30 protein-coding genes are annotated in these 26,988 nt (G+C 40.8%); 10 read left to right on the top strand and 20 right to left on the bottom strand.

Annotated elements, in window-relative coordinates; genetic code table 11:
* Window positions 1-437 precede the first annotated feature (437 nt).
* A complete protein-coding gene (locus tag C9J41_RS22155; RefSeq protein ID WP_107290753.1) occupies window positions 438-650 on the top strand; it encodes a toxin-activating lysine-acyltransferase in 213 nt (70 codons plus the stop codon).
* A 578-nt stretch (window positions 651-1,228) separates the two neighbouring features.
* Here the strand turns inward: C9J41_RS22155 and C9J41_RS08365 are convergent.
* Both C9J41_RS08365 and C9J41_RS08370 read right to left on the bottom strand, forming a co-directional pair.
* Window positions 1,229-1,936, bottom strand: a complete 708-nt coding sequence (locus tag C9J41_RS08365) for an SDR family NAD(P)-dependent oxidoreductase (protein WP_107290754.1) — start codon at window positions 1,934-1,936, stop codon at window positions 1,229-1,231.
* Between the two features lie 71 nt (window positions 1,937-2,007).
* On the bottom strand, window positions 2,008-2,289 hold the full coding sequence (locus C9J41_RS08370) for a hypothetical protein (protein WP_105062575.1): 282 nt from the start codon (window positions 2,287-2,289) through the stop codon (window positions 2,008-2,010).
* 449 nt (window positions 2,290-2,738) lie between these two features.
* Here C9J41_RS08370 and C9J41_RS08375 point away from each other — a divergent pair, with 449 nt between their 5' ends.
* Both C9J41_RS08375 and C9J41_RS08380 read left to right on the top strand, forming a co-directional pair.
* Window positions 2,739-3,434, top strand: coding sequence for a class I SAM-dependent methyltransferase (locus C9J41_RS08375; protein ID WP_199187102.1), 696 nt, complete (start codon window positions 2,739-2,741; stop codon window positions 3,432-3,434).
* A gap of 171 nt (window positions 3,435-3,605) precedes the next feature.
* Window positions 3,606-3,881 (top strand): hypothetical protein, encoded by a 276-nt coding sequence (locus C9J41_RS08380; protein ID WP_107208362.1) that lies wholly within the window; start codon window positions 3,606-3,608, stop codon window positions 3,879-3,881.
* On the opposite strand, the gene C9J41_RS08385 is transcribed toward C9J41_RS08380, so the two are convergent.
* The 18 genes from C9J41_RS08385 to C9J41_RS08470 form a co-directional block, all read right to left on the bottom strand.
* Complete coding sequence (locus tag C9J41_RS08385) at window positions 3,878-4,171, bottom strand: hypothetical protein (RefSeq protein ID WP_107208395.1); 294 nt, start codon at window positions 4,169-4,171, stop codon at window positions 3,878-3,880. The genes C9J41_RS08380 and C9J41_RS08385 overlap by 4 nt on opposite strands.
* Window positions 4,172-4,236: 65 nt before the next feature.
* Complete coding sequence (locus C9J41_RS08390; protein ID WP_107208363.1) at window positions 4,237-5,235, bottom strand: flagellar motor protein MotB; 999 nt, start codon at window positions 5,233-5,235, stop codon at window positions 4,237-4,239.
* Window positions 5,235-6,092, bottom strand: coding sequence for a flagellar motor stator protein MotA (gene motA, locus C9J41_RS08395; RefSeq protein WP_107208364.1), 858 nt, complete (start codon window positions 6,090-6,092; stop codon window positions 5,235-5,237). Before motA ends, C9J41_RS08390 begins: the two co-directional genes overlap by 1 nt.
* Window positions 6,093-6,101: 9 nt before the next feature.
* Window positions 6,102-6,830, bottom strand: a complete 729-nt coding sequence (locus C9J41_RS08400; protein ID WP_107208365.1) for a FliA/WhiG family RNA polymerase sigma factor — start codon at window positions 6,828-6,830, stop codon at window positions 6,102-6,104.
* Between the two features lie 10 nt (window positions 6,831-6,840).
* A complete protein-coding gene (gene fliL / locus C9J41_RS08405; RefSeq protein ID WP_107208366.1) occupies window positions 6,841-7,326 on the bottom strand; it encodes a flagellar basal body-associated protein FliL in 486 nt (161 codons plus the stop codon).
* A 23-nt stretch (window positions 7,327-7,349) separates the two neighbouring features.
* On the bottom strand, window positions 7,350-8,435 hold the full coding sequence (locus C9J41_RS08410) for a flagellar hook-length control protein FliK (RefSeq protein ID WP_107294449.1): 1,086 nt from the start codon (window positions 8,433-8,435) through the stop codon (window positions 7,350-7,352).
* Window positions 8,436-8,438: 3 nt separating this feature from the next.
* On the bottom strand, window positions 8,439-8,741 hold the full coding sequence (locus C9J41_RS08415; RefSeq protein WP_107208368.1) for a hypothetical protein: 303 nt from the start codon (window positions 8,739-8,741) through the stop codon (window positions 8,439-8,441).
* Window positions 8,728-9,123 (bottom strand): flagellar export chaperone FliS, encoded by a 396-nt coding sequence (gene fliS, locus C9J41_RS08420; protein ID WP_107208369.1) that lies wholly within the window; start codon window positions 9,121-9,123, stop codon window positions 8,728-8,730. The genes C9J41_RS08415 and fliS overlap by 14 nt, the downstream gene beginning before the upstream one ends.
* Window positions 9,124-9,136: 13 nt before the next feature.
* Window positions 9,137-10,471: a flagellar filament capping protein FliD gene (gene fliD / locus C9J41_RS08425; RefSeq protein ID WP_107208370.1), complete on the bottom strand. Its 1,335-nt coding sequence runs from the start codon at window positions 10,469-10,471 to the stop codon at window positions 9,137-9,139.
* Window positions 10,472-10,738: 267 nt separating this feature from the next.
* The gene (lafA, locus tag C9J41_RS08430) at window positions 10,739-11,608 is read right to left on the bottom strand and encodes a lateral flagellin LafA (RefSeq protein WP_107259765.1); all 870 of its coding nucleotides are present in this window, start codon (window positions 11,606-11,608) and stop codon (window positions 10,739-10,741) included.
* A gap of 233 nt (window positions 11,609-11,841) precedes the next feature.
* On the bottom strand, window positions 11,842-12,672 hold the full coding sequence (locus C9J41_RS08435; RefSeq protein ID WP_107208372.1) for an EAL domain-containing protein: 831 nt from the start codon (window positions 12,670-12,672) through the stop codon (window positions 11,842-11,844).
* Between the two features lie 32 nt (window positions 12,673-12,704).
* The gene (gene flhA / locus C9J41_RS08440; RefSeq protein ID WP_107208373.1) at window positions 12,705-14,798 is read right to left on the bottom strand and encodes a flagellar biosynthesis protein FlhA; all 2,094 of its coding nucleotides are present in this window, start codon (window positions 14,796-14,798) and stop codon (window positions 12,705-12,707) included.
* A 39-nt stretch (window positions 14,799-14,837) separates the two neighbouring features.
* Complete coding sequence (flhB, locus tag C9J41_RS08445; protein ID WP_107208374.1) at window positions 14,838-15,965, bottom strand: flagellar biosynthesis protein FlhB; 1,128 nt, start codon at window positions 15,963-15,965, stop codon at window positions 14,838-14,840.
* The gene (fliR, locus tag C9J41_RS08450) at window positions 15,962-16,738 is read right to left on the bottom strand and encodes a flagellar biosynthetic protein FliR (protein WP_107208375.1); all 777 of its coding nucleotides are present in this window, start codon (window positions 16,736-16,738) and stop codon (window positions 15,962-15,964) included. Before fliR ends, flhB begins: the two co-directional genes overlap by 4 nt.
* Complete coding sequence (fliQ, locus tag C9J41_RS08455; protein WP_107208376.1) at window positions 16,738-17,007, bottom strand: flagellar biosynthesis protein FliQ; 270 nt, start codon at window positions 17,005-17,007, stop codon at window positions 16,738-16,740. The genes fliR and fliQ overlap by 1 nt, the downstream gene beginning before the upstream one ends.
* 18 nt (window positions 17,008-17,025) lie before the next feature.
* On the bottom strand, window positions 17,026-17,817 hold the full coding sequence (fliP, locus tag C9J41_RS08460) for a flagellar type III secretion system pore protein FliP (RefSeq protein WP_107290758.1): 792 nt from the start codon (window positions 17,815-17,817) through the stop codon (window positions 17,026-17,028).
* Window positions 17,818-17,820: 3 nt separating this feature from the next.
* Window positions 17,821-18,186 (bottom strand): flagellar motor switch protein FliN, encoded by a 366-nt coding sequence (gene fliN / locus C9J41_RS08465; RefSeq protein ID WP_107247888.1) that lies wholly within the window; start codon window positions 18,184-18,186, stop codon window positions 17,821-17,823.
* Window positions 18,187-18,188: 2 nt separating this feature from the next.
* Window positions 18,189-18,836, bottom strand: coding sequence for a FliM/FliN family flagellar motor switch protein (locus C9J41_RS08470; protein ID WP_233220399.1), 648 nt, complete (start codon window positions 18,834-18,836; stop codon window positions 18,189-18,191).
* A gap of 727 nt (window positions 18,837-19,563) precedes the next feature.
* Between C9J41_RS08470 and C9J41_RS08475 the strand changes: the two genes are divergently transcribed.
* From C9J41_RS08475 to fliI, 7 genes are read left to right on the top strand one after another with little or no spacing between them, the layout of a single operon-like run.
* The gene (locus C9J41_RS08475; protein ID WP_233218532.1) at window positions 19,564-20,364 is read left to right on the top strand and encodes an OmpA family protein; all 801 of its coding nucleotides are present in this window, start codon (window positions 19,564-19,566) and stop codon (window positions 20,362-20,364) included.
* Window positions 20,364-21,713: a sigma-54 dependent transcriptional regulator gene (locus C9J41_RS08480; RefSeq protein WP_107294452.1), complete on the top strand. Its 1,350-nt coding sequence runs from the start codon at window positions 20,364-20,366 to the stop codon at window positions 21,711-21,713. The genes C9J41_RS08475 and C9J41_RS08480 overlap by 1 nt, the downstream gene beginning before the upstream one ends.
* 12 nt (window positions 21,714-21,725) lie before the next feature.
* Window positions 21,726-22,097, top strand: a complete 372-nt coding sequence (locus tag C9J41_RS08485) for a flagellar hook-basal body complex protein FliE (RefSeq protein WP_107208381.1) — start codon at window positions 21,726-21,728, stop codon at window positions 22,095-22,097.
* A gap of 3 nt (window positions 22,098-22,100) precedes the next feature.
* On the top strand, window positions 22,101-23,846 hold the full coding sequence (fliF, locus tag C9J41_RS08490) for a flagellar basal-body MS-ring/collar protein FliF (protein ID WP_107294453.1): 1,746 nt from the start codon (window positions 22,101-22,103) through the stop codon (window positions 23,844-23,846).
* Complete coding sequence (locus C9J41_RS08495; protein ID WP_107208383.1) at window positions 23,812-24,846, top strand: flagellar motor switch protein FliG; 1,035 nt, start codon at window positions 23,812-23,814, stop codon at window positions 24,844-24,846. Before fliF ends, C9J41_RS08495 begins: the two co-directional genes overlap by 35 nt.
* Window positions 24,846-25,643, top strand: a complete 798-nt coding sequence (fliH, locus tag C9J41_RS08500; RefSeq protein ID WP_107287764.1) for a flagellar assembly protein FliH — start codon at window positions 24,846-24,848, stop codon at window positions 25,641-25,643. The genes C9J41_RS08495 and fliH overlap by 1 nt, the downstream gene beginning before the upstream one ends.
* On the top strand, window positions 25,621-26,970 hold the full coding sequence (fliI, locus tag C9J41_RS08505) for a flagellar protein export ATPase FliI (protein WP_107294454.1): 1,350 nt from the start codon (window positions 25,621-25,623) through the stop codon (window positions 26,968-26,970). Before fliH ends, fliI begins: the two co-directional genes overlap by 23 nt.
* Window positions 26,971-26,988 lie beyond the last annotated feature (18 nt).

The following is a 26,988-nucleotide window of genomic DNA, read 5'->3' on the forward strand; positions in this document are numbered from 1 at the left end:
ATGACGCGTGTGTTTTGTCTGGTTTTTTATATCATGTTGACGCTTTATGGTTAACATTAAATAAGAATAAATATTAAATTTAATATTAATATTGCGTATTAAAGCACCTTTAGGTAGTTAAAGGTGCTTTAAATCTGTTTTTATTTGGTGATATGTTTTTATTATTGCTTTTTGAAAGAGGGGTGTAATAAAAATTTTATCTATGAATTGCGTCTAATATTTTAGATACATTTTGATAAATAACTTTTGATTATTCAATACCTTGATAATATTAGTTTTAAGTTAATCAACTAAATGGTTTAAATCCTTGAGCGCGATTATAAAAGTCCCTGTTAGTAAAAGAAATTCATTGTTTTTAGATAGGAATCAAATAGGAAAAGAAAAATATGTTATTAAATTAGTCTTTTGATTGAAGTTGCTATTAAAAAAATAGTAATTTGAATATATCTTCTTTCTTGAACTGGGTTAAACCTGCAATTCTTCATGATCAATTTTTCTTAATAAGAGAGAAAGGAAAGTTAGAATATTCTGGTTACGTAATATGGGCATGGGTTGATGACAATACTTATTCAGATTTCATGATTGAAAATAGGTATGTTCTCCAACCAATGTCATGGAATGAAGGTGAAAATTTATTTATTGATATATAAGGAGAAGAGACTACAAATGAAAAGTTGTCCTAACTGTTTTAATAAAACGATAAGTATATATGATTTATATAAATTATCTGTTCGAAAAAAGGTAGTGTGTTCTAAATGTAATTCTGAAATAAAGTTTAAAAATTCTTATTATTTTTACATGGTAATATCATCTGTTTGTATAAGTTTTATTGTAATTTCTAAATTTCCTTTCTTTACTAAATTAATATTAATATCAATAGTAGCGTTTATACCAATGTTCATTTCAAAAGTTTGTTGCCATAAAAGAGTTATTCGTTAATGTAACGAGAATGTGTATGATATTTTTATATTATAATTTTAAATGATTGTAGTGTATTTATAATATAGAAGGAATAATTTAACTGTAGATGAAATATCAAGAGTGGATGCTGGAGGTGATGGCGGTTTTATACAAAATGCTGTTTATGGTGCCGTTTCTGCTGGTGCCGCATATTATGCAGCAGCTTTTGGACCTGTAGATGCTCAATACCAAGGCCACTAGTACATCCCCCTTTTGAATCAGGAAAGTGGGTAGTGGCCACTCCTTATTAGTATGGATAATTTATTAACTACCATGGAATTTCAGTGCCATCGTAACTGAAGAATTTTCCATTATCTTTTAAGCTCAGTCGCTGTAGCAAGTTAATTAATGCTGCAGCGACTTTTTCTGGCGTTTGTAAATTACCTTCTGGCACGTTGCGTTGAAAAGGCTTTGATAAGTCTGTGTCTGTCGTGCCGGGGTGAAAAGCGAATACACAGGTATTAAATTTTTTATTTTTCCATTCAATACTAATGGTTTTCAAAGCCATATTTAATGCTGCTTTTGAACTTCGGTAACTTATCCATCCACCCAAATGATTGTCTTCAATACTGCCAATTTTTGCCGAAACAGTAACAAAGTAATTCAATGTTTTTGATTTTAATTTAGGAGATAAGTGCTTAGCGATGAGCAGTGTAGGTAATACGTTCGTTGCGATATTTTGATTGAAAAAATCACTATCAAATTGAGTAATCGTTTTTTCTGGCATCATATCGCCATTGTGTAACATGCCAACCGTATTGATCACGATATCAAGCTGGCCAACTGTTTCTGATAATTTAGCCACATCAGAATCTTTGCTGACATCAGTACGATGCCAAGTAAGTTGAGGGTATTCAATAGTTGGATGGCTGTTGTGGTATGTCGCATGGATATGATTGACTGCATCTTGGCTTAGATATGCTTTTATTAAGGCTGAACCAATGCCACCTGTGCCACCTAATATCAATATATGCATAAAGAGAAACTCATCGTATTGAAATAACAAAGTATCTATACGATGAGTTTAGCTAAATAGTTTTGTTTTAATTACTTACGCTTAAAGTAATCTCGAATAGATTCGAAAATGAGTAATACACTATAAAAGGGATTATCAGCTTTGTTATATTCTTCTAATACGTAGATGAAGTTCGACTTATAGTGCTCTACTGCTTCTTCACTTGTTTCTGCATAAATCACATCATCTAACACTTCAAAGCCTTGAGACAGTAATGCTTCTTTCTCTTTCAGAAATGTCGAAGATGACATATCTATAAAAGTGTATTGTTTTCTGTCGTTGTTAAGCGTAAAAAACTGAAATTTAATCGCCATAATTATTCCCTTATATTTCACCAAGCGTATAAAAATTGAAAACGAAAGTTTGAGTAATACGTCTTTGGTGCTGCTAATACATTGAAATAATATTTAACTCATTGCGTTATGATTAAATTTAGCTGTAAAAGTATGCTTTTATCCTATGTGAAAGGTGAGTTTATAAGCAAGGCTTTGAACTCACGTTTTATTTTGTAACGGGATGTAAAAAATAAAATGTAATCTGATGTATTAGGTGAGCTTTAGCTTAGCGTTTTTGGAATACATCCAAGCAATATTGATCTCGCGGTTTTTGATTAATCATATTTATCGTTACGACAAAGAAGTGTGTTTTTTAACGATTAGTAATTACTATACTATCCGCGTCAATTACTCCTGTATGGTATATCGAATTGACTACAACATCTTCTACTGCGCTGTACACTGATCTATCTTCTTACTACGATCTCATGTGTGCAGATATTAACTACCAAGCCCAAGCAGAATGTGTTCGTCGACTTCACCAATTATTTGGTAATAAAGGTACGCGACATCTAGATCTTGCCTGTGGAACAGGTCCTCATGTTCGTCACTTTATTGATCATGGTTTTCAAAGTTCTGGCTTAGATATCAATCAGCCAATGCTTGATCTAGCAAAACTTCGCTGTCCAGAAGCCGACTTTGTTTTACAGAATATGTGCGAATTTAAAGTTGATCAGCCATTGGATTTGATTACCTGTTTTTTATATTCGATTCATTACAGTGACGGTCTTGTCAATTTAACGCGCTGTATTGAAAGTGCACATGCGGCATTAAAAGAAGATGGTATATTTTGTTTCAATGCGGTTGAAAAGAACTTAATCAACAATAATTACTTTGTCAGCCACAGTGTGGAACATGATAACAGTCGTTTTACTTTTAGCTCTGGTTGGTATTATCAAGGTGAAGGTGAGAAACAAGCGCTGAAATTGAGTATTGAAAAAGCCGACACACTCAATACTGAAATTTGGCATGATGAGCATCCAATGGTTGCGGTGAGCTTTATTGAACTTCAAGCACTACTTGAGCCATATTTCGATGTTCATATGTTTGAACATGACTACGAGAAACTTATTCCTTGGAATGGGGAATCAGGTAATGCAATCGTCGTGTGTGTGAAGAAGTAACGATTAAAGGGGCATCCAGCAGTGATTAATGATGACTGCTGGGTAACCCGTTTTAGATTTATCCATTTGTATTTTTCTATTTCTTTAATTGTCTTGCTTCAATTAATGCTGAAGTCATTCTATGGTAATTTATATATTCGTTTATGAAACACAATAACGAATACTGAGCTGATGAATAAAATGAAGCATGTCGAAAATAAACTGGGCTTATGTATTGCCTGCATTGTTTTAATTTGTGTCGTTGCAACAATAGGAAGTTCTTCCAATACGCCATGGTTACAGATGCCATTTGAAGCATTTAATGGCATAGCATTTAGCTTTGGATATTTCTTTCGTTTATCTGCTATGTGGGCGTACGCATGTAGTAGTGTCTTTTTTATCTCATTGTTTGCGGTTAGCTTTTGGCTGGGGAAAATAGTGGTAAGATTTTTTTGTCGTCGACGTTAAGCCACTAAAAAGAAGAAATACAAGAAGCAGACGAAAGCGAGCAATATAGCCGAGATGATAGGGTAAATAATGTAGCTATCATCTATTCTATTCGCGCGATGAAAACAAAAAAACGCTAACAAACCATTATAAAAGATCAATAACAGGCTGATCATTGTGCCAGTACGTAAATCTAGCGAACCAAGCTGAAATAGAAAAAAAGACAGCAGAACATAATCAATGACGATCAGCCAGAGAAAAGTCTTTTGTAAATTATCAGCTTTACGCTGTTTTATTTGTGTATGAGTCATTGGGCACACATCCACTAAAATCTCACCAAAACCAAGCATTGTATTCAATATTTATAAAACATAGCTTATAAATTAGACACGACGGGCTGTATTTCTTTTGGTTGGGTGACTGAATGGTTTATATAGTCGCTTCGTAGCACGGGTTGATTAAGACGCGCTTTTTCGTAAGCTTTATCAACAATGTTATCAGGATTTCCTGTACCAAAAAGAGCATCTACAACACTGGCTGCGGGTGTCGTTAAGATAAATAACTCAATTCGACGATTTTCACTGGCATTAGGGGATTGTTTGTTCAGTAGGGCACGTTCTGCCATTGCTGCAACTTGAAGTACTCGATTGCTTGGCATGCCGCCAGCAATCAGCGTCTGTCTTGCGACATTGGCACGGGAAGAAGAGAGTTCCCAGTTTGATCTATTACTAAACTGGCGTTTAAACGGAGTCGCATCTGTGTGGCCACTGATGATCAGTGAATTGCTGATTTGTTTAAAAATAGGGGCAATGTTTAATAATACATCTTCAAAAAAGGGCGTTAAATCAGCACTGCCACGATGAAACATATTTTGTTTGAAGTCATCTTGTAAAATGATCCTCAACCCTTGCGGTGTCACATCAACTGAAATATTACCTTGAGCTGATACTTGCTTAGCGGTTTCTTCAACAACTGAAGCAAGGATCGCTAATTGCGCTTGGGTTTCAAAACTACCTGGAATTAACGCATCACTTTCAGGGCCATCACCGTTACCATCAAAAAACGATTTTATTGTCATCGCTGCATTGTGAGAACTTAGATCGGCAGCTTCGCCACCGAAATCAATAGGGGATAAGCTGTTGGCGGTATCAAAAGGATTGCCAGCGCCTTCGTCAAAAACACTGGCACTATTTAAATAAGCAACAATGGCTTTACGTTCCTTTTGATCAACCACTTGCATTAACCAAAGCACTAAAAATAGTGCCATAAGAGCAATCATAAAATCAGCAAAAGCGACTTTCCATGCGCCACCGTGATGTTCATGTGAATGTCGTTTTGTTGCACGTTTAAAGACGATCTGCTCTGTGTTCTGCATTATCCCTCCTGTTCAGTTAGCCACCTCTCCATTTCGTTAAATGTAGGTTTAATGTCTAGCTGAATATGTTTTCTTCCTGCGTCAATAGCTAATAAGGTCGGCTTTTTAGCGACATAGGCGACAAGTGTTGCTCTTATACATTCAAATGCTGACATATTGCGTTTAACACGCTGTGCCATGGCATTACTGGCAGGATCTAGAATGCAATAACAGCCAAAAATTCCAAGAAAAGTACCGACTAATGCGGCAGCAACGTGATAGCCAATCATGGCGATAGAGCCATCAATGGCTTGCATGGTAATGATGATCCCCATGACCGCTGCCAAAATACCAAATCCAGGTAAGGCTTCTGCGGTACGTTGCATAGAACGCGAAGGCAAGAGTAAGTCTTCTTCTATTGCACTGATTTCTTGTTCTAGTAACCCTTCAAGTTCATAAGGCGACATTTGTCCCATTGCCATTAAACGTAAATTGTCTGTAATGAAAGAAATAACATGATGGTCATGCTTAATGAGAGGGTAGCGATTAAAAATCGTGCTGCTTTGAGGTGACTCAATATGCTCATCGAGTGCTTTAAAGCCTTTATTACGAACGGTATCAAGCAAGGTTTGCAGTAATGCCATTAATTCCATGTAGTACTGAGCCTCATTATTACGAGGCGAGAGTACTTGACGAAATTGCTGACGCATTTCCTTTAAAACATGCGGTGGGTTACCAATGATCAAGGAGCCCAATGTTGCTCCGGCAATAATTAAAAATTCAGCAGGTTGCCAAATCGCACGTAAATTTCCGCCAGCCCAAACATAGCCACCAAAAACACAAATAATAATGATGATGGCACCGATTAACTTTTGCATATACAGCTCCTAAGCCGATAAATAGTGATTGAGGGATTTCAGTGCTTGTTTATGCAGCTGACAAATACGCGGTGGAGTAAGGTTTAGCACTAACGCGATCTCATGTAGATTGAGTTCATGTTGATAAAACAGGGTCAGCAATAACTGCTCTCGTTTTGATAATTGTGTTAAAGCGTATTCCAGTGTGCGACGCATATGTTCATGTTCAACACCGTTATATTCCAACGGTGCATCTAGCTCTTTACCGGCTTCTAGCAGTTGATCAAGGCTTTGCATTTCACTTGCCATACTGGCTTGTAAACGCAGTTGATAATTTTCACTATCAATGCCAAGCGCAGATGTGATCTCAGCTTCTGTGGGCTGTCGGCCAAGTTGTTTCATTAAGTCACGGGTGATGTCGTTCAGCTCATGAGCTTGTTGGCGTGTATGACGAGAACGCCAATCTAATCTTCGCAGTTCGTCTAAAATCGCCCCACGAATACGACATACAGCAAATGCTGGAAATTGAGGATCTTCGACATCGCCATAACGTCGCGCCGCTTCTAACAGCCCAATTAATCCAATTTGCTGCATGTCTTCATAACTGCAATGTGGGCTAGTATGGTGACGAAGTTGATTAACCACGCGCTTTACTAAAACAAGGTGATGACGGATTAATAAATCTTCATCAATATGATGCTGTTGCGGCGATGGGGCCGTGTCGAGGTTATAGTGAGTGGTTGGGTTGTGATCAAGCATACTCACCTCATTATTGAATGACGTATTTGGTAAAAAGCACATCATCAATATCACGAGCGATCGTGGTATTGGCAAAGGCTGCGGTCAGGGTTTGTTTTACTTCTTGCTGTAATTGATCGATAGATTGTTGGTTTTGTAACTCTTCATACTTTTTCTTGCTGAACATTTTGAGTAATGCATTGCGAACGAGCGGCATGTAGCTATCGATTTGTTTTATTCGTTCGGGATAGTGGGTTTGGACTGCTAGCTCAATCATCACATAATGAGTTTGGCGTTCACCTTTTACACTGACAACGACCTTATCGAGAGGATGAAAGGCAGGTTGTGCCGTAGCTTCTGGCTCTGATTCAAAGACGTTTGTGAACCATACATCGATGTTTGGAGTGGACGTATTCTGTTGGCTATACCATAGAGTGGCGCTAAAAGTGGCAATAGCAACAATAATGCTGATCAGCAATATAATAAACAGGTTAGAAAGTGTTTTTTTATTAGTCATCATCCTGATCCTAAATAAGAAAATTATGCGAGCGTAGATAGCCAATGCTCATTGGTTGTCGATGTTTCAACGTCTGCAGATGACGTGGAAGTGATTACCCTGTGATCGTTATCATCTTGGGTTGAATGTTGTGCGGTTTGATCTGAATGGGAATCTTGCTTACCGTGGCTGATGTTGACATCGACACTGACAAATTGCTGCTGGAGATCATGACGTAAACGTTCAGAGACTTGGTTAAGTGCATCACGTACTGCATTGTTATTAGCACTGATTTGAACATTCAACTTATCGCCATCCATTTTGACGATCAGATCAAGCTTGCCAAGATCTGGTGGATCTAAACGAATACGTGCTTCTTGCATGTTTTGTGTCGCTTGAAGAGAAACGCGATCTTGTAGAATATTCAGCATTTTCTCACCCCATTGTGAAGATTGAGGATCAACACTTATGGGAGCCCAATTCACACGATTAACCGTTATGTTGGTTTGTGTTTGTGTTTGTGTTTGTGCTTGAGCAGATAAAACTTGTTCGACTGCGGTAAGATTTTGAACCAATTGTGGCGCAGGCATTTCACCATTGAAAAGCGGTGTTTTTACCGCGTTTAACGATGACATTTGTTCTAAGGCAGAACTGGGTAGTGAAGTTATAGTTAGTGGTGCGATGACTTCCTTAATAGGATTGTTTGCGTGGTTAAGCGCAGATGTATTGACACCGTTTAGCACCTGATGAGAACTTGATAATGCATTCTGCGTAAATGAAGCAGAGGACAGTGTGCTTGTTGTTGATGGTGTAGCTAAGTGATTAAGTGGAAAATTGCCAATGGTTGGTGTAGTTACGGCTATTTCAATTTCACTTGGCGGTATCGGCAGCAATGTTTGATGTTGCGGTGCTGATGCAGAGTCTCGCTGTTCAAGATCGGTTGTATTGGCATTGCCTGATAGTAGCTCTGGTAACGTACTTTCGCTTTGCTGAGAAAATATTTGTAATGTTTGCGAGAAACCTTCTTGCCCTACCGTAGCGTCTGAGCTTTCAACAAGCATCCCAGCTTGTTTGATATCAGATGATGACGATACATTGTCAATTTTGGTGAGCGCAGTATTAATTAACATCGTTCACTCCATATTGTTGGCTGACTGATAAGCCTCAAGGCGTTCTTTTTCCTTGTCAGCAGTTGCTATTTTGTGTTGCAGTATTTGTTGTGCTTGTTGTAACGCAAGATAGGCTTGGCGATGTGCAGCCATTAACGCCGTTATTTGTCCTTGCTGTTGCGCTGTTTTAGGTTTTGATTTAAGTGGTAGTAACAGCGCACGTAACACTTCATCAAGCTGCTGTAAGCGAGACCAATTTTCAGTCTCAGCAGCTTGCTGAATTTTTGCTGTGAGTACTTTGAGCGATATGGAATTATTTGGCTGCATGCTGCCCAAACCCTTGCCAACCTTCTCGAATATTGTTCATCACTAAAGTGACATTATCGAGGTGGGAGAGATCGTTTTTGACACTTGCTTGGTAAAGCTCAAGCTGACAAAACTCATAAAGATCATGCAAATTAGCTGCAACTTCGCCGCCAAGTTCTAGATCTAACGCACTATCTAGCCCTATTAAGATATTCATGCATTTATTGATACTGATCCCCTTGGCATCGAGTCGTTTTGCTTCGATATGTCCTTGTGCACGGATCAGTTCATCTTGAAAGCCATCAATAAGCATTAAAACTAATTGATGAGGGGAGGCTGAAGCGGCTTGTGCATCCAAGTCGACTTGTTGATATGAATTAAAACCTGCATCTTGCATTAACATTGTTGTACTCCTTTTAACCAAATAAACCTTGGGTTTGCTGCATTTGGGTCATGATTTGATTCATTTGGGTGAATTGTTTGAGGTAGCGGGTGTAAGCCATGTCATATTTACGTTCAAGGTTGGCTTGTTTATCGTCGATACGATCGATGTTGTTTCTCAGGGCATCTTTGCGAGAAGTAAACATGCCTGAAGAAAATTGGAGAAAAGGCTTAAGTGAATCTTCTAATGAATCGAATAAATTACCGTCACCGTTAAACATGGATTCAATGGTTGAACCCATGGTTTGTTGTGCGTTTTTAAAGGTATCTTTATCAACTTCAAGTTTGCCTTCGCGGTTAATACTGATCCCAATTTCAGACAGCCTCTTGCCTTCAAATTGATCGCGTAAAAGGTTATTTAATTGCGATTCTATTGAGCGAAGAGTGGGATCATTTGCCAGTGCACCACGTTTGGTATCTGCTGACCCTGTTTGGGTATAACTATCAAGGTTGGATATCACCTTGTTATAGCTTTCAATAAATGAATTAACTTGCTCCAAGGTGGCATCTTGATCGGCATCGATAGCCATAGAAATGGCTGTATCACCAGAGGTTTGTGCTTTGGTTGCAGTAATATCAATACCATCAATAACATTGGAAAACGTATTACTGCTATTGGTTAGTTTTAAGCCCGTGGTTTCCGCACCAAGCCAAATCACTGCATCTTGTGGCGCACTTATTTCAGTTAAGTTAGTAAAAGCATCATCAAACCATGTTGTGCCTGTGCTCGAAGAAACACTTAATGTGTTCGCAATCCCTGTTTCGTTACTTGCTAGCATGAAATGAGTTTGACCACTGGTACGAACTAACGTGGCATTGACTCCGGGGTTATCGGGGTGGTTATTAATTGCTGTAGTGAGCTCTGATATGGTGGATTGCCCGTCACCATCGCTATCTATTGTCGAAAGATCAAGATCTAGAGTCTGACCATCGACAGTGAATGAAAGGGTTCCTGTATTAGGTACAGACGTTGTTGACTCCAAGTTTGTTGGCATATCAGTTTTGACCTGATGGGCACTGGCAACTTGCTCAACAAAGACTTGATAATTGCCGCTTAACGCTTTTGCATTTGCACTGACGGAAAAGTGGCTGTCGTCACTTAATGTCGCTTTATTTTGAATAATGCTGGCAGTTGAGCTGTTGATGCTTTGAATTGTTGCGCGAAAATCACGTAGGGCAGATTCTACTTTACCCAATGCACTTAATTGGCTCTGGTACTTATCAGCTTGTAATTGATACCGCTGCTGAAATGGCTGTACATCAAAGGTGGCGAGTTGAGTGGCCATTTGAATAGGATCTAACGAATTCATTGATTGCTCCTTAAGTGACTATTTATATTGGCAAGAGCTATGCCAAAACTTTCTCGATATAAAGCATTTAAAAACAGGTAGTTATGATTGTCGCGTTAGGTGGCGGAAATGTGATTTCCGTTTGTTATTTCCTGCTTTATTCCTATGTTCCGTTTATTAACCAAAGGGTTACTAATGGCTAGCTTTCCGACATACCGACTTACTGATATTTAATGATGGCTACAAAAAAGCCTCCACGAAGGAGGCTTAGGAAAAAGAAACTACAGTTTAGCGAAGTAGTGACATTGCCATACCCGGTAACTGGTTAGTTTGTGAAAGTACCGTTGTGCCGGCTTGCATTAACATTTGGTTTTTAGTCATGCTTGAAGATTCAACAGCAAAGTCAGCATCAACAATACGACCTTTGGCTGCAGATACATTCTCAACCATATTGCCCAGGTTAGTGATAGTGTGGTCAAGGCGGTTAATGTTGGCACCCAGTGCTGAACGTGCATCACCAATTTCTTTCAGTAAACCCGCTTCACCGTTAGCACCTGTTAGGGTCGTTAGTGCTGTTTGCGCGTTAGCTGCAGAAGTCAAATCACCTAAAGCTAATGCGCCTGAAGTACCAATAGTTGCATTGACTGCTTTTACTTCCGTAGATACATCAACTGCAAGTTGATCACCTGATTGCGTACCAATCTGGAAGTTGACTGCGCCTGCACCAAATGAGCCTGCATCGGTCAAAATATCTTGTCCACCAAAGCTGGTTGATGCCATTACGTTAGCAAGCTCTTCACCAAGCTGTTGGAATTCTGCGTCCAAAGCTACACGGTCATTGGCTGATACTGTGCCGTTTGATGCCTGTGTCGCAAGGTCGTTCATACGGTAGACGATGTTAGTCATTTCATCCATCGCACCTTCAGCGGTTTGCATCATTGAAATACCGTCTTGCGAGTTACGCATAGCTACAGACATGCCACGAGTTTGCGCATCTAGACGTGTTGCGATTTGAAGACCAGCAGCATCATCTGCAGCTGAATTTACACGGAAACCTGTACTTAAACGTTCCATTGCTGTGTTTAACAAATTGCTAGTATTGCTCAGTGTATTTTGTGTAACCAGTGATGCGTAATTGGTGTGCATAGATAGAGCCATGATAGTTCTCCTTGTAATCAATCTATCGAGGTATTTCCTGCTCACTGTATCTATGCGGTCAGTTGGAAAAGATCATTAATTTTTATTTTTAATATTTTCAAAAAATAAAAGAATTGGAGAATAAATTTGATATTGAGCCAAATAAATGAGGTTTTCTTATTAAATCGTGTTGATATTAAATAAGAAAACCTCATTAATTTTTAAGGGGATGTAGAGATATAAAAGTCATGGTTTTATATTTGATTATTATTCGCAACCTTTTTTTTCATTGATACCGACATTGGTATATCACTGACATAACCGAAATAATATTGCGCGCCAAGTAGACGATATTGATTGAGTTCGTGTTGGCTTCCCACTCGTCCAGCAATAAATAATGTATTGTTTTTACGGATAAAACGAATGACGGGAATCAGGCCTGAGCGCTTATGATCATCATTGAGAATATGCGACGTTTTAATTGCATCAGGTTTAATGTTTTTTATTGTTTCTAAATAGCGGGTGGGTGGAATAATATCTATCCAGAGTTTAACCGCTTTCTTTTTTAATGATTCTAAATTTGCATTTAATGTCATTACGTTATGGCATTCACTATTTTCCATGTCATGAAGTTGAACACAGGGAATAATGTATTGCATTGCAACGGAATGATGTTGAAAAACCTGATTAATAAAGCCTTGTCCAATAGGCCATGATAGCGTTTCTGAATTTATCGGCACCACTAACGGATTAATAATATCTTTATGGAAAGTCGATAGCTGAAACTCAATATGGCGGACGGCTAAATATAAGCTATAGAGATCAAACAGAAATTGTACAGGTTTAGAAACATCAAATTGGTAAACACTTTGCTCGTTATTACTACCAAAACGTAATGTTAGGTGTTGGTAGGTGACTTGATTGGTGGTGGTTTCGCGAATAGCCTGACAGACATGACTAACATCGTTTTGCTCAAATGCGTCAAGTAGGATCGCATCGTCGTTATTGCGGGTTAACGATGGGATAATACTTTGAATATAGCTGTAAAGTTCGTCCATGGTGTGTAATGTGTGTTGCGTTGTCATAGCTCGTCCTCGTTCAATTTCACGGGAATGAATTAACCTAAGTTGCCAATGATATTGATATTCTTATTTTCAGGAATTTCGTTATAAGACAATACTGCTAAGCCTTGGGCGAAAGTACGCGCATAGCGAGATAGCAGTGGTCGTAATTGTGGCATTACTAGCAACACAGGGGCTGCGCCTTGCTGTTTTAATTGTTGCTTCGCAAGCGGCATATTTTGTTGAAATTGGCTTAAAATATTTGGCTCAATTGGAAAGCTATCTAGCATCACATTGCCACTGGCTTGTGCTTGTTGGAGCGATGTTAATAGCATCTGTTCAAGTTCATCGGATAAGGCATAGACGTTAAGATCTTTCTTATCACCATTGAGTAGATTCACCAAGGTACGGCGTAAGCTGCAACGCACATCAGCAGCAATTAAGATTGGATCTTTGGTGTTTTCAGACGCTTCTAACATGGTATTGGCAATGGTACGGATATCTTTAAGCGGCACTTGATCAATGAGTAATTGGCGATACACCTTCAGTTGCTGAGCAGGCGTTAATGCAGCACTTAAACTTTCCGCCAATTTGGGTGCCTGTTGCGCCAAACGTTGATTAATAAAATCCACATCATCATGGGTAAACAAATCGGCTAAATGTACTTTCATCACTTTGCTTATGTGAGTGGCAATGACGGTAGCGTCATCTACGACTTGGTAGCCCATGTTCAAGGCCTTTGCTTTGTTGCTATTTTCAATCCATACCGCAGGGAGTTGATAAGCAGGATCGTGACCAAGGATGCCATCTATTTCGCCATAGGTATCACCCACGGCAATAGCCATTAAACGCTCAGGCTCAATGCTGCCTTGTTCAATGATCTCGCCATGAACGGCAATAGTATAATGGTTCGGTTTTAAGCTTAGGTTGTCGCGAATATTCACTTCAGGCAGCAAATAGCCGACTTGCTCAGAAAGATTTTTACGAACACCGCGAATACGCTGGGTGAGTGGCGCGCCTTGTTCTTTATTCACCAGATGAACTAAACGAAAACCGAGCGATAACGACATACTTTGAACATGAGGAATATCATCCCATGTTAATGGCGTTTCGTGGTCGAGTTGCATGGCTTGAGAAACGGCTTCAACTTCGTCGAGTTGCTGGTGGTGGTGAGGTTTTTTATATTGTCGCCAGCCCGCAAAGGCTAATACTGCGGCAAAGCTGAAAAATGCCAAGTGCGGCATGCCTGGCACAATACCTATGATGGCCATCACAGAAGCAACAGTGAATAAGGTTGCAGGCGAGGCAAGCAGTTGGTTCTGCATAGCTTGCGTCATGTCATCATCACTGTCGTTAATACGAGTGACAATAATAGCGGCAGAGGTGGCTAATAACAGTGAAGGAATTTGCGCGACAAGACCATCACCAATGGTCAGTAAGGCGTAAGTTTTAAAAGCATCAGAAGCGCTGAGTCCGTATTCAAAAACACCGATGCTGATACCACCAATGATATTGATAAATAGGATCAATAAACCCGCAATGGCATCACCACGAACGAACTTTGAAGCACCGTCCATTGAACCGTAAAAATCCGCTTCATTGGCAACATCACGACGGCGCTGTTTTGCTTGGTTTTGGTCAATAATCCCCGCGTTTAAATCCGCATCTATTGCCATCTGTTTACCGGGTAGGGCGTCAAGGGTGAAACGGGCTGCTACCTCAGAGATACGTTCGCCACCTTTGGTGATCACCACAAAGTTGATGATCATTAAAATCACGAAAATCACCATACCCACAACATAGTTACCGCCAATAACGACTTCACCAAAAGCTTGGATCACTTTACCTGCTGAATCGCCACCATTGTGACCTTCCAGTAATACAATACGTGTTGAGGCCACATTCAAAGTGAGTCGCATTAATGTCGCGACTAATAGAATGGTGGGGAAAACAGAAAAGTCTAACGGCCTTTTTGCTGTGGTACTGACTAACAATACCAAGATGGCCAAGACAATATTAAAGGTGAATAAGGCATCGAGCAGCATAGGAGGTAATGGCAAAATTACCATTGCCAGAATCATCAGTAAGGCGATAGGAATACCGATATAACCTTTACTCGACTGTTTGAGTGTTGTGAGCCAATTTAACATGTGAAGTCCTTCATCCAATCCGGTAAAAATGCGCTGAAATTAATGCTGTAAATGTTTTGGGATAACAAAATTGGGTAATGTTTGTGGTTGATTTCCTTTACCTTGTCGAAAGGCTTTAAGCTGTAAAACATAAGTTAATATATGCGCCACAGCGACATAGAGCTGGCTTGGGATCGCTTGCTCTATCTGGGTGCTGTGATAAATCGCACGCGTTAATGGTGGTGAATGTAAGATCTCAACATCGTGCTGTTTGGCAATGGTTTGAATATGCATCGCCGTTTCATCTATGCCTTTTGCTACCACAAAGGGCGCTTCAGACAGTGTGGTATCGTATTTAATCGCAACGGCATAATGGGTTGGGTTGACGATCACCACATCAGCTTTAGGCACTGCTTTATCTATTTTTCTTCGGGCGAACTGCTGTTGAATTTGACGAATGCGTTGCTTGATTTCTGGGCTACCTTCATTGTTTTTAAATTCTTCTTTCAGCTCTTGTTTGGTCATTTTCAGCTCTTTGGCGTGCTCCCATTTTTGGTAGGGAATATCAATTAAACCAAATAACAATAGCGCCACGCCCATCAGCAAAATACCATGAAAGAGAATCGTCAGAATTAATGACACGCCTTGTTTTAGTGGTAAGTTTTGCATCCCTAATAAGCGGCTTAAATTGGCATCAAGATAGAGATATAGCAGGAGGAAAATCACACAGACTTTGAGTGTCGATTTTAAAAGTTCAACCAAAGATCGGGTTGAAAACATCCTTTTTATCCCCGCAATGGGATCGATTTTTGATAATTTTGGCAATACGCCTGCAGGGTAGAATAGCCAACCACCAATCAGTAAACTGCTGGCGATAGTGGTGATTAGAATTAAACCAAATAATGGCAGTAGTAATTGAATAATAATGGCTAAGCTTGTGCCTAATGCTTCAATCGCTAGCCAAGGTGAGCGTAAATCATCACGAGAGATTGTCATGTTCAATGTAAATACGCCATTCAGCGCCTGCCAAATCGCATCAATTTGGAAATAAAAGAAAACCACAACCGCAATAAAAATCGTAGCTGCTGTGAAGTCTTTGGCGCGTGGGATCTGACCTTGCTCTCGGGCCTGACGGATCTTCTGCGGAGTGGCTTTTTCAGTTTTATCTTGTGCCGATGACTGACTCATGCGCCTCCCGAAATATAGAGTTGAAGCTGATCTAAGCTGTAGTGGACTAACTCGACATAACGCGCTGGTACACCGCTGACAGAAATTAAGACACTAAACAGTCCTAACAACATGGTCATAGGAAAGCCTAATGCGTATACGTTCAAACTAGGCGCGGCGCGGTTCATGACCCCGAAACTGATATTAGCCAGAAGCATTGAAACAATAGCGGGCAGAGCGATGGCAAGGGCTGAACTGAACATCCAACCAAAAAGTGCGAGTATTTGTTTTACTGAAGATAGAGCCAACCCACTGCCTACAGGCCAAGAGGTAAAGCTTTGCACTAAAATATCAATAACCAATAAATGCCCATCTAAAGCCAGAAATAACAAGGTAGAAAACAGTAAAAACATTCGCCCAAGAATTGCGACTGAAACACCATTAACGGGATCGTTCATCATTGCCATCCCTAAGCCCATTTGCAGTGAAATGATCTGACCTAACAATGTCATGATGGAAAATAGGAAATGGATAATTAAGCCAAATAACAGCCCCCATATTGCTTGCTCAAAAGCCAGCATAAGTGCCGAGAGAGAAAGTAAATCTGTCGTGGGCATAGCTGGCATCAGTGGCGCGGCAATAAAACTGATAGCAACTGCTAATAAAGCGCGTACCCAAATAGGAATTAACGCATCACCAAAAAATGGCATGGCTAACATGGCAGCCCCAATGCGAAAAAACGGCCACCAAAACTGAGCGAGAAGGGCGTTGAGCTCTGCAAACGAGATAGCCATTAGCCAATCATTCCCGGAATGTTATAAAAGAGGTAATCAAATAATTCCATTAAGCGCCTTAACATCCAATGTCCGGCAAAAATCACCATCAGCAAAGTCATGATTAAACGAGGGAGAAAACTTAAGGTTTGCTCGTTGATCTGGGTCGCGGCTTGAAAAACGGCAATCACTAACCCGACTAATAACCCCGGGATAACAAGTACCATTACCATATTAATAATTAGCCAAACTGCATTAGAAAATAGATCGACAGCAAGCTCTGGGGTCATCATTTACTCCTTTCTGTTTTATCCAAAGCTGGCAGATAGCGATCCGACCGTCATGGTCCAGCCATCAGCGAGTACAAACACAATTAATTTGAAAGGGAGAGAAATAATCAGCGGTGACAGCATCATCATACCCATAGCCATCAAGACACTGGCAACCACGAGATCGATGATCAAAAAAGGAATGAACAACATAAAACCAATTTGAAACGCTGTTTTAAGCTCACTGATCACAAAAGCAGGTAACACGATAGCAAACGAAATATCTTCCACATCTTGGTCTAATGGTTCGTTAGCAATTCGCATCATCTGCTCTAAAGCACTTTGATGGGTTTGTTTTAGCATGAAATCACGAACGGGTTTTTCGGCAGTATCAAAGGCTTGTAAAAGGGTAATATCACCGTTGTCATAAGGGACAAAAGCATTATCGTAGACATCCGTCCAGACCGGACGCATGATCAAAATTGTTAAAGAGAGCGCGATACCCACCAGTATTCTATTTGGCGGGCTCTGCTGTAAACCCAGTGCTTGGCGCAAAATAGAAAGTACGATAATGATGCGGGTAAAACTGGTCGCCATTAGCAGAAAGGCAGGGATAAAACTCAGTGCTGTCATTAACAACAAGATTTGTAATTTTACACTGTATTCTTGCTCGCCTTGATCATCTGTAACGGTCAAGAAATTCAGCCCACTATTGGCTTCTGCGCTCGAAGAAAACAGTACGCCGAGCGCAATAAGTAGCAAAGTGAGTAAATACAGACAATGGCGCTGTTGAGATGTTTTTATCAGCAAGCGGTATCCCTGATCGATCATTTTTTAACTATCCATGGTGTTAAGAGGTGATTCGACGACATCAATTAGCCGTAGGCCATATTTATCATTGATCACAACCACTTCGGCATGGCCCATCAGTGACCCATTCACTTTCACATCAAGCGGTTCACCGTTGAGTTTATCTAGCTCAATCACACTGCCTTCACCGGCTTTCATTAACTCACCTAATGAGATTTCTGTGCTTGAGACCTCAAGAGTCACAGTCACGGGGATCTTTTTGAAAAAACTTAAGCTACGTTGCGACATGCTGCTATTAAGTTGAGGTGTTTCATCAAATTGTTCTAACTGAATATCGTCGAAATTGAGGTCATCACCATTAAATAGGTCGGATTCGTTAATATCGCTCATGCTTATGTGTCCTTACTGGTGTTGATGATTAAAACAAGTTGACCGTTTTGCTCTGCGACATGGCCGTTAAATAAATGCTCTTGACCGATACTGATCGGAGAGGATTGCAGTAAATCAATATCAAAGATGTCACCGGGCCTTAGCTGCAATACTTGGTCTAAAGGCATCTGTCTTTCACATAAAACTGTATTGAGTTTGACCTTGGTCGATTCAAGTTGCTGACTAAAGAGTGCATTAAGTTCAGATGTGGGTTGTAAGCCAATAACACTGGTTAATGTTTGAATTAATGCGGAATCAATACAGATGATGATGTCGCCAATCGTCTCTTCGCAGGTAACGGAAAGTTGAATGACTAAGCCGATATCATCTGATAGTGAATTATCACAGGCTTGCCACATATTTTCTGGTGCTATCTGGGCTGAAAAAAGTCGTCCTATGCGTTCTTGTAACCGCAAATCACTCGTTGTAATCGTTTGACTTTTAGCACTATTAAGACGATTTACAGATGAGTGATAAAAGCGATCGGCGAGTACAATGAGCAATGGCGCAGAACAGCGAAAATTCATCATCCCCCCGTCATTATGGGCCACCGTAAATGCCGCATGTTGTCCCTGTTTTGGCGATTGAAAATCAATACTAGTAACCGACATCGTCAGTTCATGGGTTTTCACCCACTTTTGTATTTGGTCAGTTAATCCCAGTAATGAATTACTTAAAATATTAGCTAATTCATCTTTGATTATATGAATAGGTTTTCCTAGCAATTCCACATTCAATATGGGATATCTATTGTCAAAATCTGATTTTATATATTCCATAGTTATCATAGTTAAGTGGGTAAAAACAAAGTGTAGTTGATGTTTATTCGTAATATATAAATATGTTTATCGCGTTTATAACTATGAAGATATAAATTAAAAATTTTTAAGAGCAAAAATGTGACTTTAGTTCATAGCATTAGCATTCGATGAAATAAAAATTGTTTTAATGTTTAAATTTAAAAAACTTCGATTATGATGAAGTTAAATCAAATGGAGGTGTGTTGCTAAACTTATGATTAATAATGGAATAATATTAGACTTTAGTATGACATTAATTCGTTAATACAAACGTCAAAAAAATGCCCTCAAGAGCGTCAAATAATATTTATTCGACTTGTTTTCTATGGTTATTAAATAGATATATTCAAGCGTTAGAATATTAGGGTTAAATATAAAATCGCCATAAGATTTTTTGGCTATAATAAATCATGTGATTAATAGGTAGAGGTGAGTGCTTATTATGACACTCATAAAATATACAATTATATTTATATATTCGATTTTTATTTCTTTATTCTTTTCCATGAGTTCTGTCGCTAAAGAGTTATTTTTACCGATGGATCTTGTTTCGTGGGAATATAAAGGCGATAAATTTAGTTGTTCATTGAGTCAAACCATTAGCCAATTTGGGGCAATTACCTTTGTTGCGAAACCTAAGCAGCCACTTGGTATACAGGTACAAAGCTACCATGTAAAACCGCCTTATGAGCGTGCCATATTGAGCCAAGTACAGTCTCCTTGGGCATTGAATACCGCACCTATCACAGTCGATGAGGTGGATTTAGATAAAAAATCAGGACAAGTCTCTTTTTATACTGATATTGAGCTGTTACTTGAAGCCATGGCGCAAGGTAATTGGTTAGGAGTAAGGCTGTCATCGTCGAACCAAAACAACACGTTTGATGTAACAGTCCCTTCAGTGAATATGGCTCATGCAATGGCTGATTTTAATTTGTGTCGAGCCAAGTTACCTGCAATGGCATACCAAGATGCGAGAGACGTAGTATTGCAATTTAAGTTAGGTCAACGTGTGGTCAGTTCATCACAAAAACAAATCTTGGCTGATTTAGCGAGTTATTTAAAACATGACAAAAATGTCAAACGTGTATTGATTGATGGGCATACAGACAATGTTGGCTCCAATGTTGCCAATTTACAGATTTCAAAAATTCGTGCTGACGATGTAGCCAGCATTCTGCGTGAAAACGGTGTGCGCTCATCGCTGATGGAAATTCGCTCTCATGGATCTCGCTATCCTGTTGCCAACAACAATACCCAAGATGGAAAAGCTAAAAATCGTCGCGTGACTATTCGCGCTATTCGCAAGGAAGATGCAGTAAAAAGGAAGGGTAGCTAATGCAGCCTAACAATATTCAATTAGTCGAGCCAAATTTAAGTGCAGCAAACCAAATTATTGCTGTGCTTGAAGGCAATGGTTATAGCGTCAATCACTTCACTTCTGGACGTGCTGCGTTATATCAATCTCGCTCAGCCATTACTTTGGTCAGCTCGCATATTACAGATATCTCACTGACTGATTTTATTCGCCAATTCCATCAAAAAGCTGTCGCGACTCACCGTTCTTCCACGCCCATTTCCATTGCTATTGTCGATCAGGCGCAAGGAATGATGGCGGCGGATGCAATGAAAGCAGGCGCAACCGATTATTTACTACGTCCTTTTGAATCTGAACAGTTACTGGGCTTACTCGCGCGCGTTGAAGCACTAGATAAACCCTTAACCAATATCGTGGTGGAATCATGGCGTAGCAAGCAAGTGTTGCAGTTAGCACACCGTGCGGCAGGGACAAACGCGACCGTATTGATCACCGGTGAATCTGGCACCGGGAAAGAAGTATTAGCGCAATATGTGCACCAACATTCTTCGCGTTCAAATGCGCCTTTTGTTGCCGTTAACTGTGCCGCTATTCCTGAATCCATGCTCGAAGCGGTGTTGTTTGGTCATGTGAAAGGGGCGTTTACTGGCGCGACACAAACGCAAACTGGTAAATTTGAAGAAGCCAATGGTGGTACGATTTTATTAGATGAAATCGCTGAAATGTCACCCAGTCTTCAAGCTAAATTATTGCGTGTGTTGCAAGAGCGTGAAGTCGAAAAAGTGGGGAGTCATAAAACCGTTCCATTGGATATTCGCGTCATAGCGTCAACCAATAAAGATCTTCGTGTAGAAATTCAAAAAGGGACGTTCCGAGAAGATCTTTATTACCGTTTAGATGTGCTGCCGTTGCATTGGCCATCACTGCGAGATCGAAGCGCTGATATTCTTCCTCTGGCGCGATTTTTCATCAATAAATATCAAATGGGAAGTGCGTGCCAGTTGTCGGAAGATGCGTGTTTTGCACTGTCTAAATATCACTGGCCGGGCAATATCCGAGAGTTAGAAAATGTCATGCAACGAGCCTTGGTGATGCGTCATGGTGATTTCATTACCGCACAAGATTTAATGTTGCCAATTGATCCTAATACTGCGCCATCTTTACCTCAAACTGAGGGGGGGAATGGTCGGGTAGAAGCGAAGAAAATGGCAGAGTTTCAATACATTATCAAAATTCTTAAACAATTCGGTGGTAACCGAACCAAGACGGCTCAGCAATTGGGCGTTACTACTCGCGCACTGCGTTACAAGTTAGCCGCGATGCGTGAACAGGGAATAGACATCGATGCTGTATTAGGTTCTGCGGCATAAAAGGAGAGTTAAATGAGCACAAATAATTCGCTACCGTCTGTATCATCTGAACAACTCATGCTTGATAAAATGCAGCAGATGCAGCAACGCACTCAAGCTGATTTCATCGTAAAACCTAATCTGATGCAGGTCGACGCAACCAATACACAGTTTGCCGCTTCGCCATTGTCATTTTCGCAAGCTATGACAGGTGTATTAAACACCGTTAATCAACATCAAAAAATCGCCAGTGACAAAGTGACAGCGGTTGAATTGGGGAAAAGTGACGACTTAGTAGGCGCGATGGTGGCAAGCCAAAAAGCCAGTTTATCTTTTTCTGCCCTCATGCAAGTGCGTAATAAAGTGGTTGCGTCATTTGAAGATGTTATGAAGATGCCGGTGTAACTTATGTCTGAAATCATTGCCCAACCATCGATGACAAATACGGCAACAGGTTCAACTGCGAGCAGTGGATTGTCGTCAAATCCGTATATTAATAACCTTAAAAATCTTTGGCATAGTAGTCAGCGCAATCTGGTTTTGTCTGCTGTACTTGCTGCGATTGTGGCTGCCATTATTGTGGTGGCACTATGGAGTTCAAGTCAAAATTACCGCCCGTTATACGGGCAGCAAGAACGTTTTGATAGCGGTGAAATCATCTCGGTATTAGAAACGGAAGGGATCCCTTATCGTTTACAAGAAGCCAACGGACAGGTGCTGGTGGCAGAAGGTGAAGTCGCAAAAATTAGGATGTTACTGGCAGCAAAAGGGATCAAAGCCAAGTTACCGACAGGGCTTGATTCATTAAAAGAAGATTCGTCGTTAGGCACCAGCCAGTTCATGGAAACCGCACGTTACCGTCATGGATTGGAAGGCGAGTTAGTGCGTACTATTATTGCCCTTGATGCTATTGCTAATGCCCGCGTTCACTTAGCCATTCCACGAAAAACCTTATTTGTTCGCCACAATGCGGAAGCGCCGACAGCGTCAGTAATGGTTGAGCTAAAACCGGGTGAAGATCTAAAAACTGAGCAAGTTGAAGCCATCATTAACCTTGTTACTGGCAGTGTGACAGGAATGAAGACAGAAAATGTGTCAGTTGTTGATCAGTATGGGCGTTTACTCAGTGCTGATATTGGCTCGACTGAAATGGGTAAAGTGAATGCTAAATACCTCGACTATCAGAAGAATCTCGAAAAGCAGGTGATCCAACGTGCCGCTGATATGCTAACGCCGATTGTCGGACCAAGTAATTACCGCGTACAAGTCGCCGCTGATCTTGATTTTAGCCATGTCCAAGAAACCAAAGAGGTGGTTGATTCAACGCCTGTAGTGAAAAACGAGCACCGTATTGAAAATAACAGTATTGATAATATTGCTTTAGGTGTGCCGGGTTCATTAAGTAACAAGCCACCCGTTACTGGCGAAGAAGAGAACAAAGACAGTAAAAACACCAATGAACGAACGGAAATTAATCGTCAATATGCGTTAGGCAGCAGTGTTCGTCATACCCAATATCAACAAGGCAAATTAAATAAACTCAATGTCTCTGTGTTACTTAATTCTACCGCTGCACCAAATGGTAAAGCATGGACAGAAGCGGAAACACAGCAAATTAGCAATATGATCAAAGATGCGGTAGGGATCAGCGCTGCTCGTGGCGATAGTTTGAGTATTTTAAGTTTCAACTTCACACCGATTGCAATTGATGCGCCACCTGCTATTCCGTGGTGGCAAGATCCAACCGTTCAACAACCACTACGCTACATGATCGGCGGTATTCTCGGCTTATCGATGATTTTCTTTGTGCTAAGACCGCTTATTAGTCATTTAACAGGATTAGATCGTCGACGTGATGAGTTAACTTTTGCTGAAGAAGATATGGCGCACTCTTACGATGAAAGCCTGCAAACTCGCGAAGAGCAAGAACACGAAGAAACGTTAAATGAGCGTTTAGCCGCGAAAGGGATAAACGGGACGAATAACGCCTTTAGTGCCAACAATGATTTGCTGCCACCACAGGGCTCGCCATTAGAAATCCAACTTAAACACTTACAGCTTATTTCAACCGAAGAGCCAGAGCGTGTTGCTGAAGTCTTAAAACAATGGGTGAATGTTAATGAGTCAATCACAAACAAAAAATCAGACGGATAGTAAAACCCCTGCACTGACTTATGTTGATAAAACAGCCGTCGTATTGTTGGGAATGGGAGAAGATGCCGCCGCGGAGGTATTGAAGCACTTTACCCGTGATGAAGTGCAGCGTGTGACCCGTTCGATGGCGGCATTAAGTGGTATTCAAAGTGATAGTGCGAAAGGGGTAATTCAGCACTTTTTTGAAGATTTTCGTGCGCACAGTGGTATTCGTGGCGCATCGAAAGAATACCTTTCAAATACTTTGCGTAAAGCGTTGGGTAATGATTTAGCCAAAGGGTTACTTAATAACATTTATGGTGATGAATTACGTAACAACATGCAGCGATTGCAATGGGTGGATGCAGAATTATTGGCTAAATATGTTAGCCAAGAGCACCCACAAATGCAGGCGATATTCTTAGCCTATTTACCGCCAGAAACCTCATCGAAAGTGTTGGCGAAAATGCCAGTGGATTATCATGACGAGCTGCTATATCGCATCGCACAACTTGATGAAATAGATCATGATGTTGCCGCTGACTTACATGATTTGATTGAACGTTGCATTGCTCATATGTCACAAGCGCAAAATGCACCTATTTTAGGAACGAAGCAAGTTGCCGATATTATCAACCGTTTCGAAGGTGATCGCGGCCAATTAATGGAATTACTCCGTTTGCACGATGAAGACATGGTGCACGAAATTGAAACCAACATGTTTGACTTTATGGTGCTTGGTCGCCAGAAAGAATCGACCATGGATAGATTGGTGCAAGAAATTCCTGTCGCGACGTGGGTGATTGCGTTAAAAGGTGCTGAGATCAGCTTACAACAAGCGATTAAACGTTCAATGCCACAGCGTATGGTGAAATCCCTAGAAGATGAAATGGCGCTAAAAGGTGCAGTACCTGTGAGTGAGGTAGAACGCGCCCGAACTGCCATTATGGATCAAGTGCGTGAGCTGGCAGAAAATGGCGAGATTGATCTTCAGCTCTATCAGGAAATGACGGTGGAGTAATGATGAAGAAAGTAAAAATACATCAGTTATCACCGGGGCAATATCGGCCTCATCGTTTTCCTCCTGTGGCAGAGCCAGTAAATCATGGTTTTAATGATGAATTAGGCGATGTTGATCCTGCGATTAATTGGCAAGACAGCCAGTTTGAATTACAACAAAAATTGGATGAAGGCTTTCAACAAGGGCTAAACAAAGGCTATGACGAAGGATTTAACCAAGGCGTTGTGCAAGGTCGTGATCAAGGTGTTATAGAAGGGCAAAAAGACGGTTTTCAACAAGGTTACGGACAAGGTGAACAAGCAGGGCGAGAGATCTTTAGCCAAGCAGTAAAACCAGTTGAGAAAATCTTGTTTGAATTAGAACAATGGCAACAAGAAAAAGACAAACAACAACGTCAGCTTATTTGCGACTTGGTACAAAAAGTGTCGCAACAGGTTATCCGTGCTGAACTGACATTGATGCCACAACAAATTCTCGCTCTAGTAGAAGAAGCATTGGATGCGATTCCGGGTAAAACAGAAAAAATCATCATTGAACTTAACCCACAAGATATTGATCGGATCCATACCATCAATAAGAGCTTACCTGAGTCTTGGAAGCTGATTGCTAATCCCACATTACCCGTCGGCGGTTGTCAGCTGATAACCGATAACGCAGAAGCCGATGTGGGGTGTGATGCGCGACTAGAAGCCTGTATCGAGAATGTGCAGCAACATTTAGTTGAGCAGAATCACCCGTTAGATACCCCAATCCGTGTTGAACAAGGAGATCTGCATGAATCGTCTTCAAGCGGATAGTTTAACCGCCCTTGCCGCTCTTGATAGTGTGCCTATTGCACGGGTCACGGGGCGGTTAGTAAAAGTGAATGGCTTAATGCTACAAGCCGTGGGGTGTCGTTTTAAACTTGATCAACGTTGCTTAATCGTCGCTGATGATGGTGAGCAGATTGAAGCACAAGTGGTCGGTTTTGATCACAATATTGCGTATTTAATGCCAGTTCGACAACTCGGTGGATTATACGCAGGTGCAAAGGTGATCCCGATGCAAGGTGGCAGTACAGTGAATGTGAGCCACAAGTGGATTGGACGAGTTGTTAATGGGTTAGGAGAGCCGCTAGATAATGGTTCACCGCTAAAAGGTGGTGAGTGTTTATCGTTAGAACCAAAGCCTATTAACCCAATGAAACGCCAGCCAGTTGAATCACCATTAGATGTTGGTATTAAAGCGATTAATGGTTTACTGACTGTTGGTAAAGGTCAGCGCATTGGCTTAATGGCGGGCAGTGGCGTAGGTAAAAGTGTCTTGATGGGGATGATCACCAAATACACTGCCGCCGATATTATTGTGGTGGGGCTGATTGGTGAACGTGGTCGAGAAGTCCGTGAATTCATTGAACGTAGCTTAGGTGAGGAAGGACGAAAACGTGCAGTGATCATCGCCGCGCCTGCTGATGAATCACCACTCATGCGTTTACGAGCGACCAAGCTTTGTCACCGCGTTGCCGAATACTTTCGTGATCAAGGCAAAGACGTATTGCTACTGATGGACTCATTAACCCGATATGCGATGGCGCAGCGTGAAATTGCACTCGCACTAGGAGAGCCGCCAGCTTCTCGGGGTTATCCACCGTCAGTATTCAGTTTATTACCACAATTACTAGAACGTGCTGGTAACGGAGAGAATCCCAATGGCAGTTTAACTGCGATTTATACCGTGTTAGCAGAAGGGGACGATCAGCAAGATCCGGTAGTGGACTCTGCTCGTGCCATTTTAGACGGTCATATTGTGCTATCTCGCACATTGGCAGAGCAAGGGCATTATCCAGCCATTGATATTAATGCTTCCATCAGCCGATGTATGAGCAGTTGTACTGAGCAAGCCCATGTCACTGTTGCTAACCAATTTAGGCAGTTAAATGCGAATTATCAGCAAGTAAAAGAGTTATTACCATTAGGTGGCTATCAGCAAGGACAAGATCCTGAATTAGATCAAGCGGTAATGATGCAACCCCAGCTTAAACAGTTTTTGCAGCAGCCTGTGACTGAACACTGTGATTACCAAGCGAGCTTAACCCAATTAGCTAACTTGTTTTCAGGCAATCAATCCAGTCCGTCAGCACCATAGCCACACCGTGTTTTAGGA

Origin of the sequence: Photobacterium sp. GB-50, from assembly GCF_003026755.1 — a bacterium.
Lineage (GTDB): Bacteria > Pseudomonadota > Gammaproteobacteria > Enterobacterales > Vibrionaceae > Photobacterium.

Coding starts and splice junctions, on each gene's coding strand:
- C9J41_RS08380 (WP_107208362.1), top strand. CDS start 3,606: ATGAATAAAATGAAGCATGTCGAAAATAAACTGGGCTTATGTATTGCC.
- C9J41_RS08365 (WP_107290754.1), bottom strand. CDS start 1,936: ATGCATATATTGATATTAGGTGGCACAGGTGGCATTGGTTCAGCCTTA.
- C9J41_RS08435 (WP_107208372.1), bottom strand. CDS start 12,672: ATGACAACGCAACACACATTACACACCATGGACGAACTTTACAGCTAT.
- flhB (WP_107208374.1), bottom strand. CDS start 15,965: ATGAGTCAGTCATCGGCACAAGATAAAACTGAAAAAGCCACTCCGCAG.
- fliN (WP_107247888.1), bottom strand. CDS start 18,186: ATGAGCGATATTAACGAATCCGACCTATTTAATGGTGATGACCTCAAT.
- C9J41_RS08375 (WP_199187102.1), top strand. CDS start 2,739: ATGTGTGCAGATATTAACTACCAAGCCCAAGCAGAATGTGTTCGTCGA.
- fliH (WP_107287764.1), top strand. CDS start 24,846: ATGATGAAGAAAGTAAAAATACATCAGTTATCACCGGGGCAATATCGG.
- motA (WP_107208364.1), bottom strand. CDS start 6,092: ATGCAAAAGTTAATCGGTGCCATCATCATTATTATTTGTGTTTTTGGT.
- fliD (WP_107208370.1), bottom strand. CDS start 10,471: ATGAATTCGTTAGATCCTATTCAAATGGCCACTCAACTCGCCACCTTT.
- C9J41_RS08385 (WP_107208395.1), bottom strand. CDS start 4,171: ATGACTCATACACAAATAAAACAGCGTAAAGCTGATAATTTACAAAAG.
- C9J41_RS08480 (WP_107294452.1), top strand. CDS start 20,364: ATGCAGCCTAACAATATTCAATTAGTCGAGCCAAATTTAAGTGCAGCA.
- C9J41_RS08495 (WP_107208383.1), top strand. CDS start 23,812: ATGAGTCAATCACAAACAAAAAATCAGACGGATAGTAAAACCCCTGCA.
- fliL (WP_107208366.1), bottom strand. CDS start 7,326: ATGACTAATAAAAAAACACTTTCTAACCTGTTTATTATATTGCTGATC.
- lafA (WP_107259765.1), bottom strand. CDS start 11,608: ATGGCTCTATCTATGCACACCAATTACGCATCACTGGTTACACAAAAT.
- fliS (WP_107208369.1), bottom strand. CDS start 9,123: ATGTTAATGCAAGATGCAGGTTTTAATTCATATCAACAAGTCGACTTG.
- flhA (WP_107208373.1), bottom strand. CDS start 14,798: ATGTTAAATTGGCTCACAACACTCAAACAGTCGAGTAAAGGTTATATC.
- fliI (WP_107294454.1), top strand. CDS start 25,621: ATGAATCGTCTTCAAGCGGATAGTTTAACCGCCCTTGCCGCTCTTGAT.
- C9J41_RS08415 (WP_107208368.1), bottom strand. CDS start 8,741: ATGCAGCCAAATAATTCCATATCGCTCAAAGTACTCACAGCAAAAATT.
- fliP (WP_107290758.1), bottom strand. CDS start 17,817: ATGATCGATCAGGGATACCGCTTGCTGATAAAAACATCTCAACAGCGC.
- C9J41_RS08485 (WP_107208381.1), top strand. CDS start 21,726: ATGAGCACAAATAATTCGCTACCGTCTGTATCATCTGAACAACTCATG.
- fliR (WP_107208375.1), bottom strand. CDS start 16,738: ATGGCTATCTCGTTTGCAGAGCTCAACGCCCTTCTCGCTCAGTTTTGG.
- C9J41_RS08390 (WP_107208363.1), bottom strand. CDS start 5,235: ATGCAGAACACAGAGCAGATCGTCTTTAAACGTGCAACAAAACGACAT.
- C9J41_RS08400 (WP_107208365.1), bottom strand. CDS start 6,830: ATGCTTGATCACAACCCAACCACTCACTATAACCTCGACACGGCCCCA.
- C9J41_RS08370 (WP_105062575.1), bottom strand. CDS start 2,289: ATGGCGATTAAATTTCAGTTTTTTACGCTTAACAACGACAGAAAACAA.
- fliF (WP_107294453.1), top strand. CDS start 22,101: ATGTCTGAAATCATTGCCCAACCATCGATGACAAATACGGCAACAGGT.
- C9J41_RS08475 (WP_233218532.1), top strand. CDS start 19,564: ATGGATCTTGTTTCGTGGGAATATAAAGGCGATAAATTTAGTTGTTCA.
- C9J41_RS08410 (WP_107294449.1), bottom strand. CDS start 8,435: ATGTTAATTAATACTGCGCTCACCAAAATTGACAATGTATCGTCATCA.
- fliQ (WP_107208376.1), bottom strand. CDS start 17,007: ATGACCCCAGAGCTTGCTGTCGATCTATTTTCTAATGCAGTTTGGCTA.
- C9J41_RS08470 (WP_233220399.1), bottom strand. CDS start 18,836: ATGTCGGTTACTAGTATTGATTTTCAATCGCCAAAACAGGGACAACAT.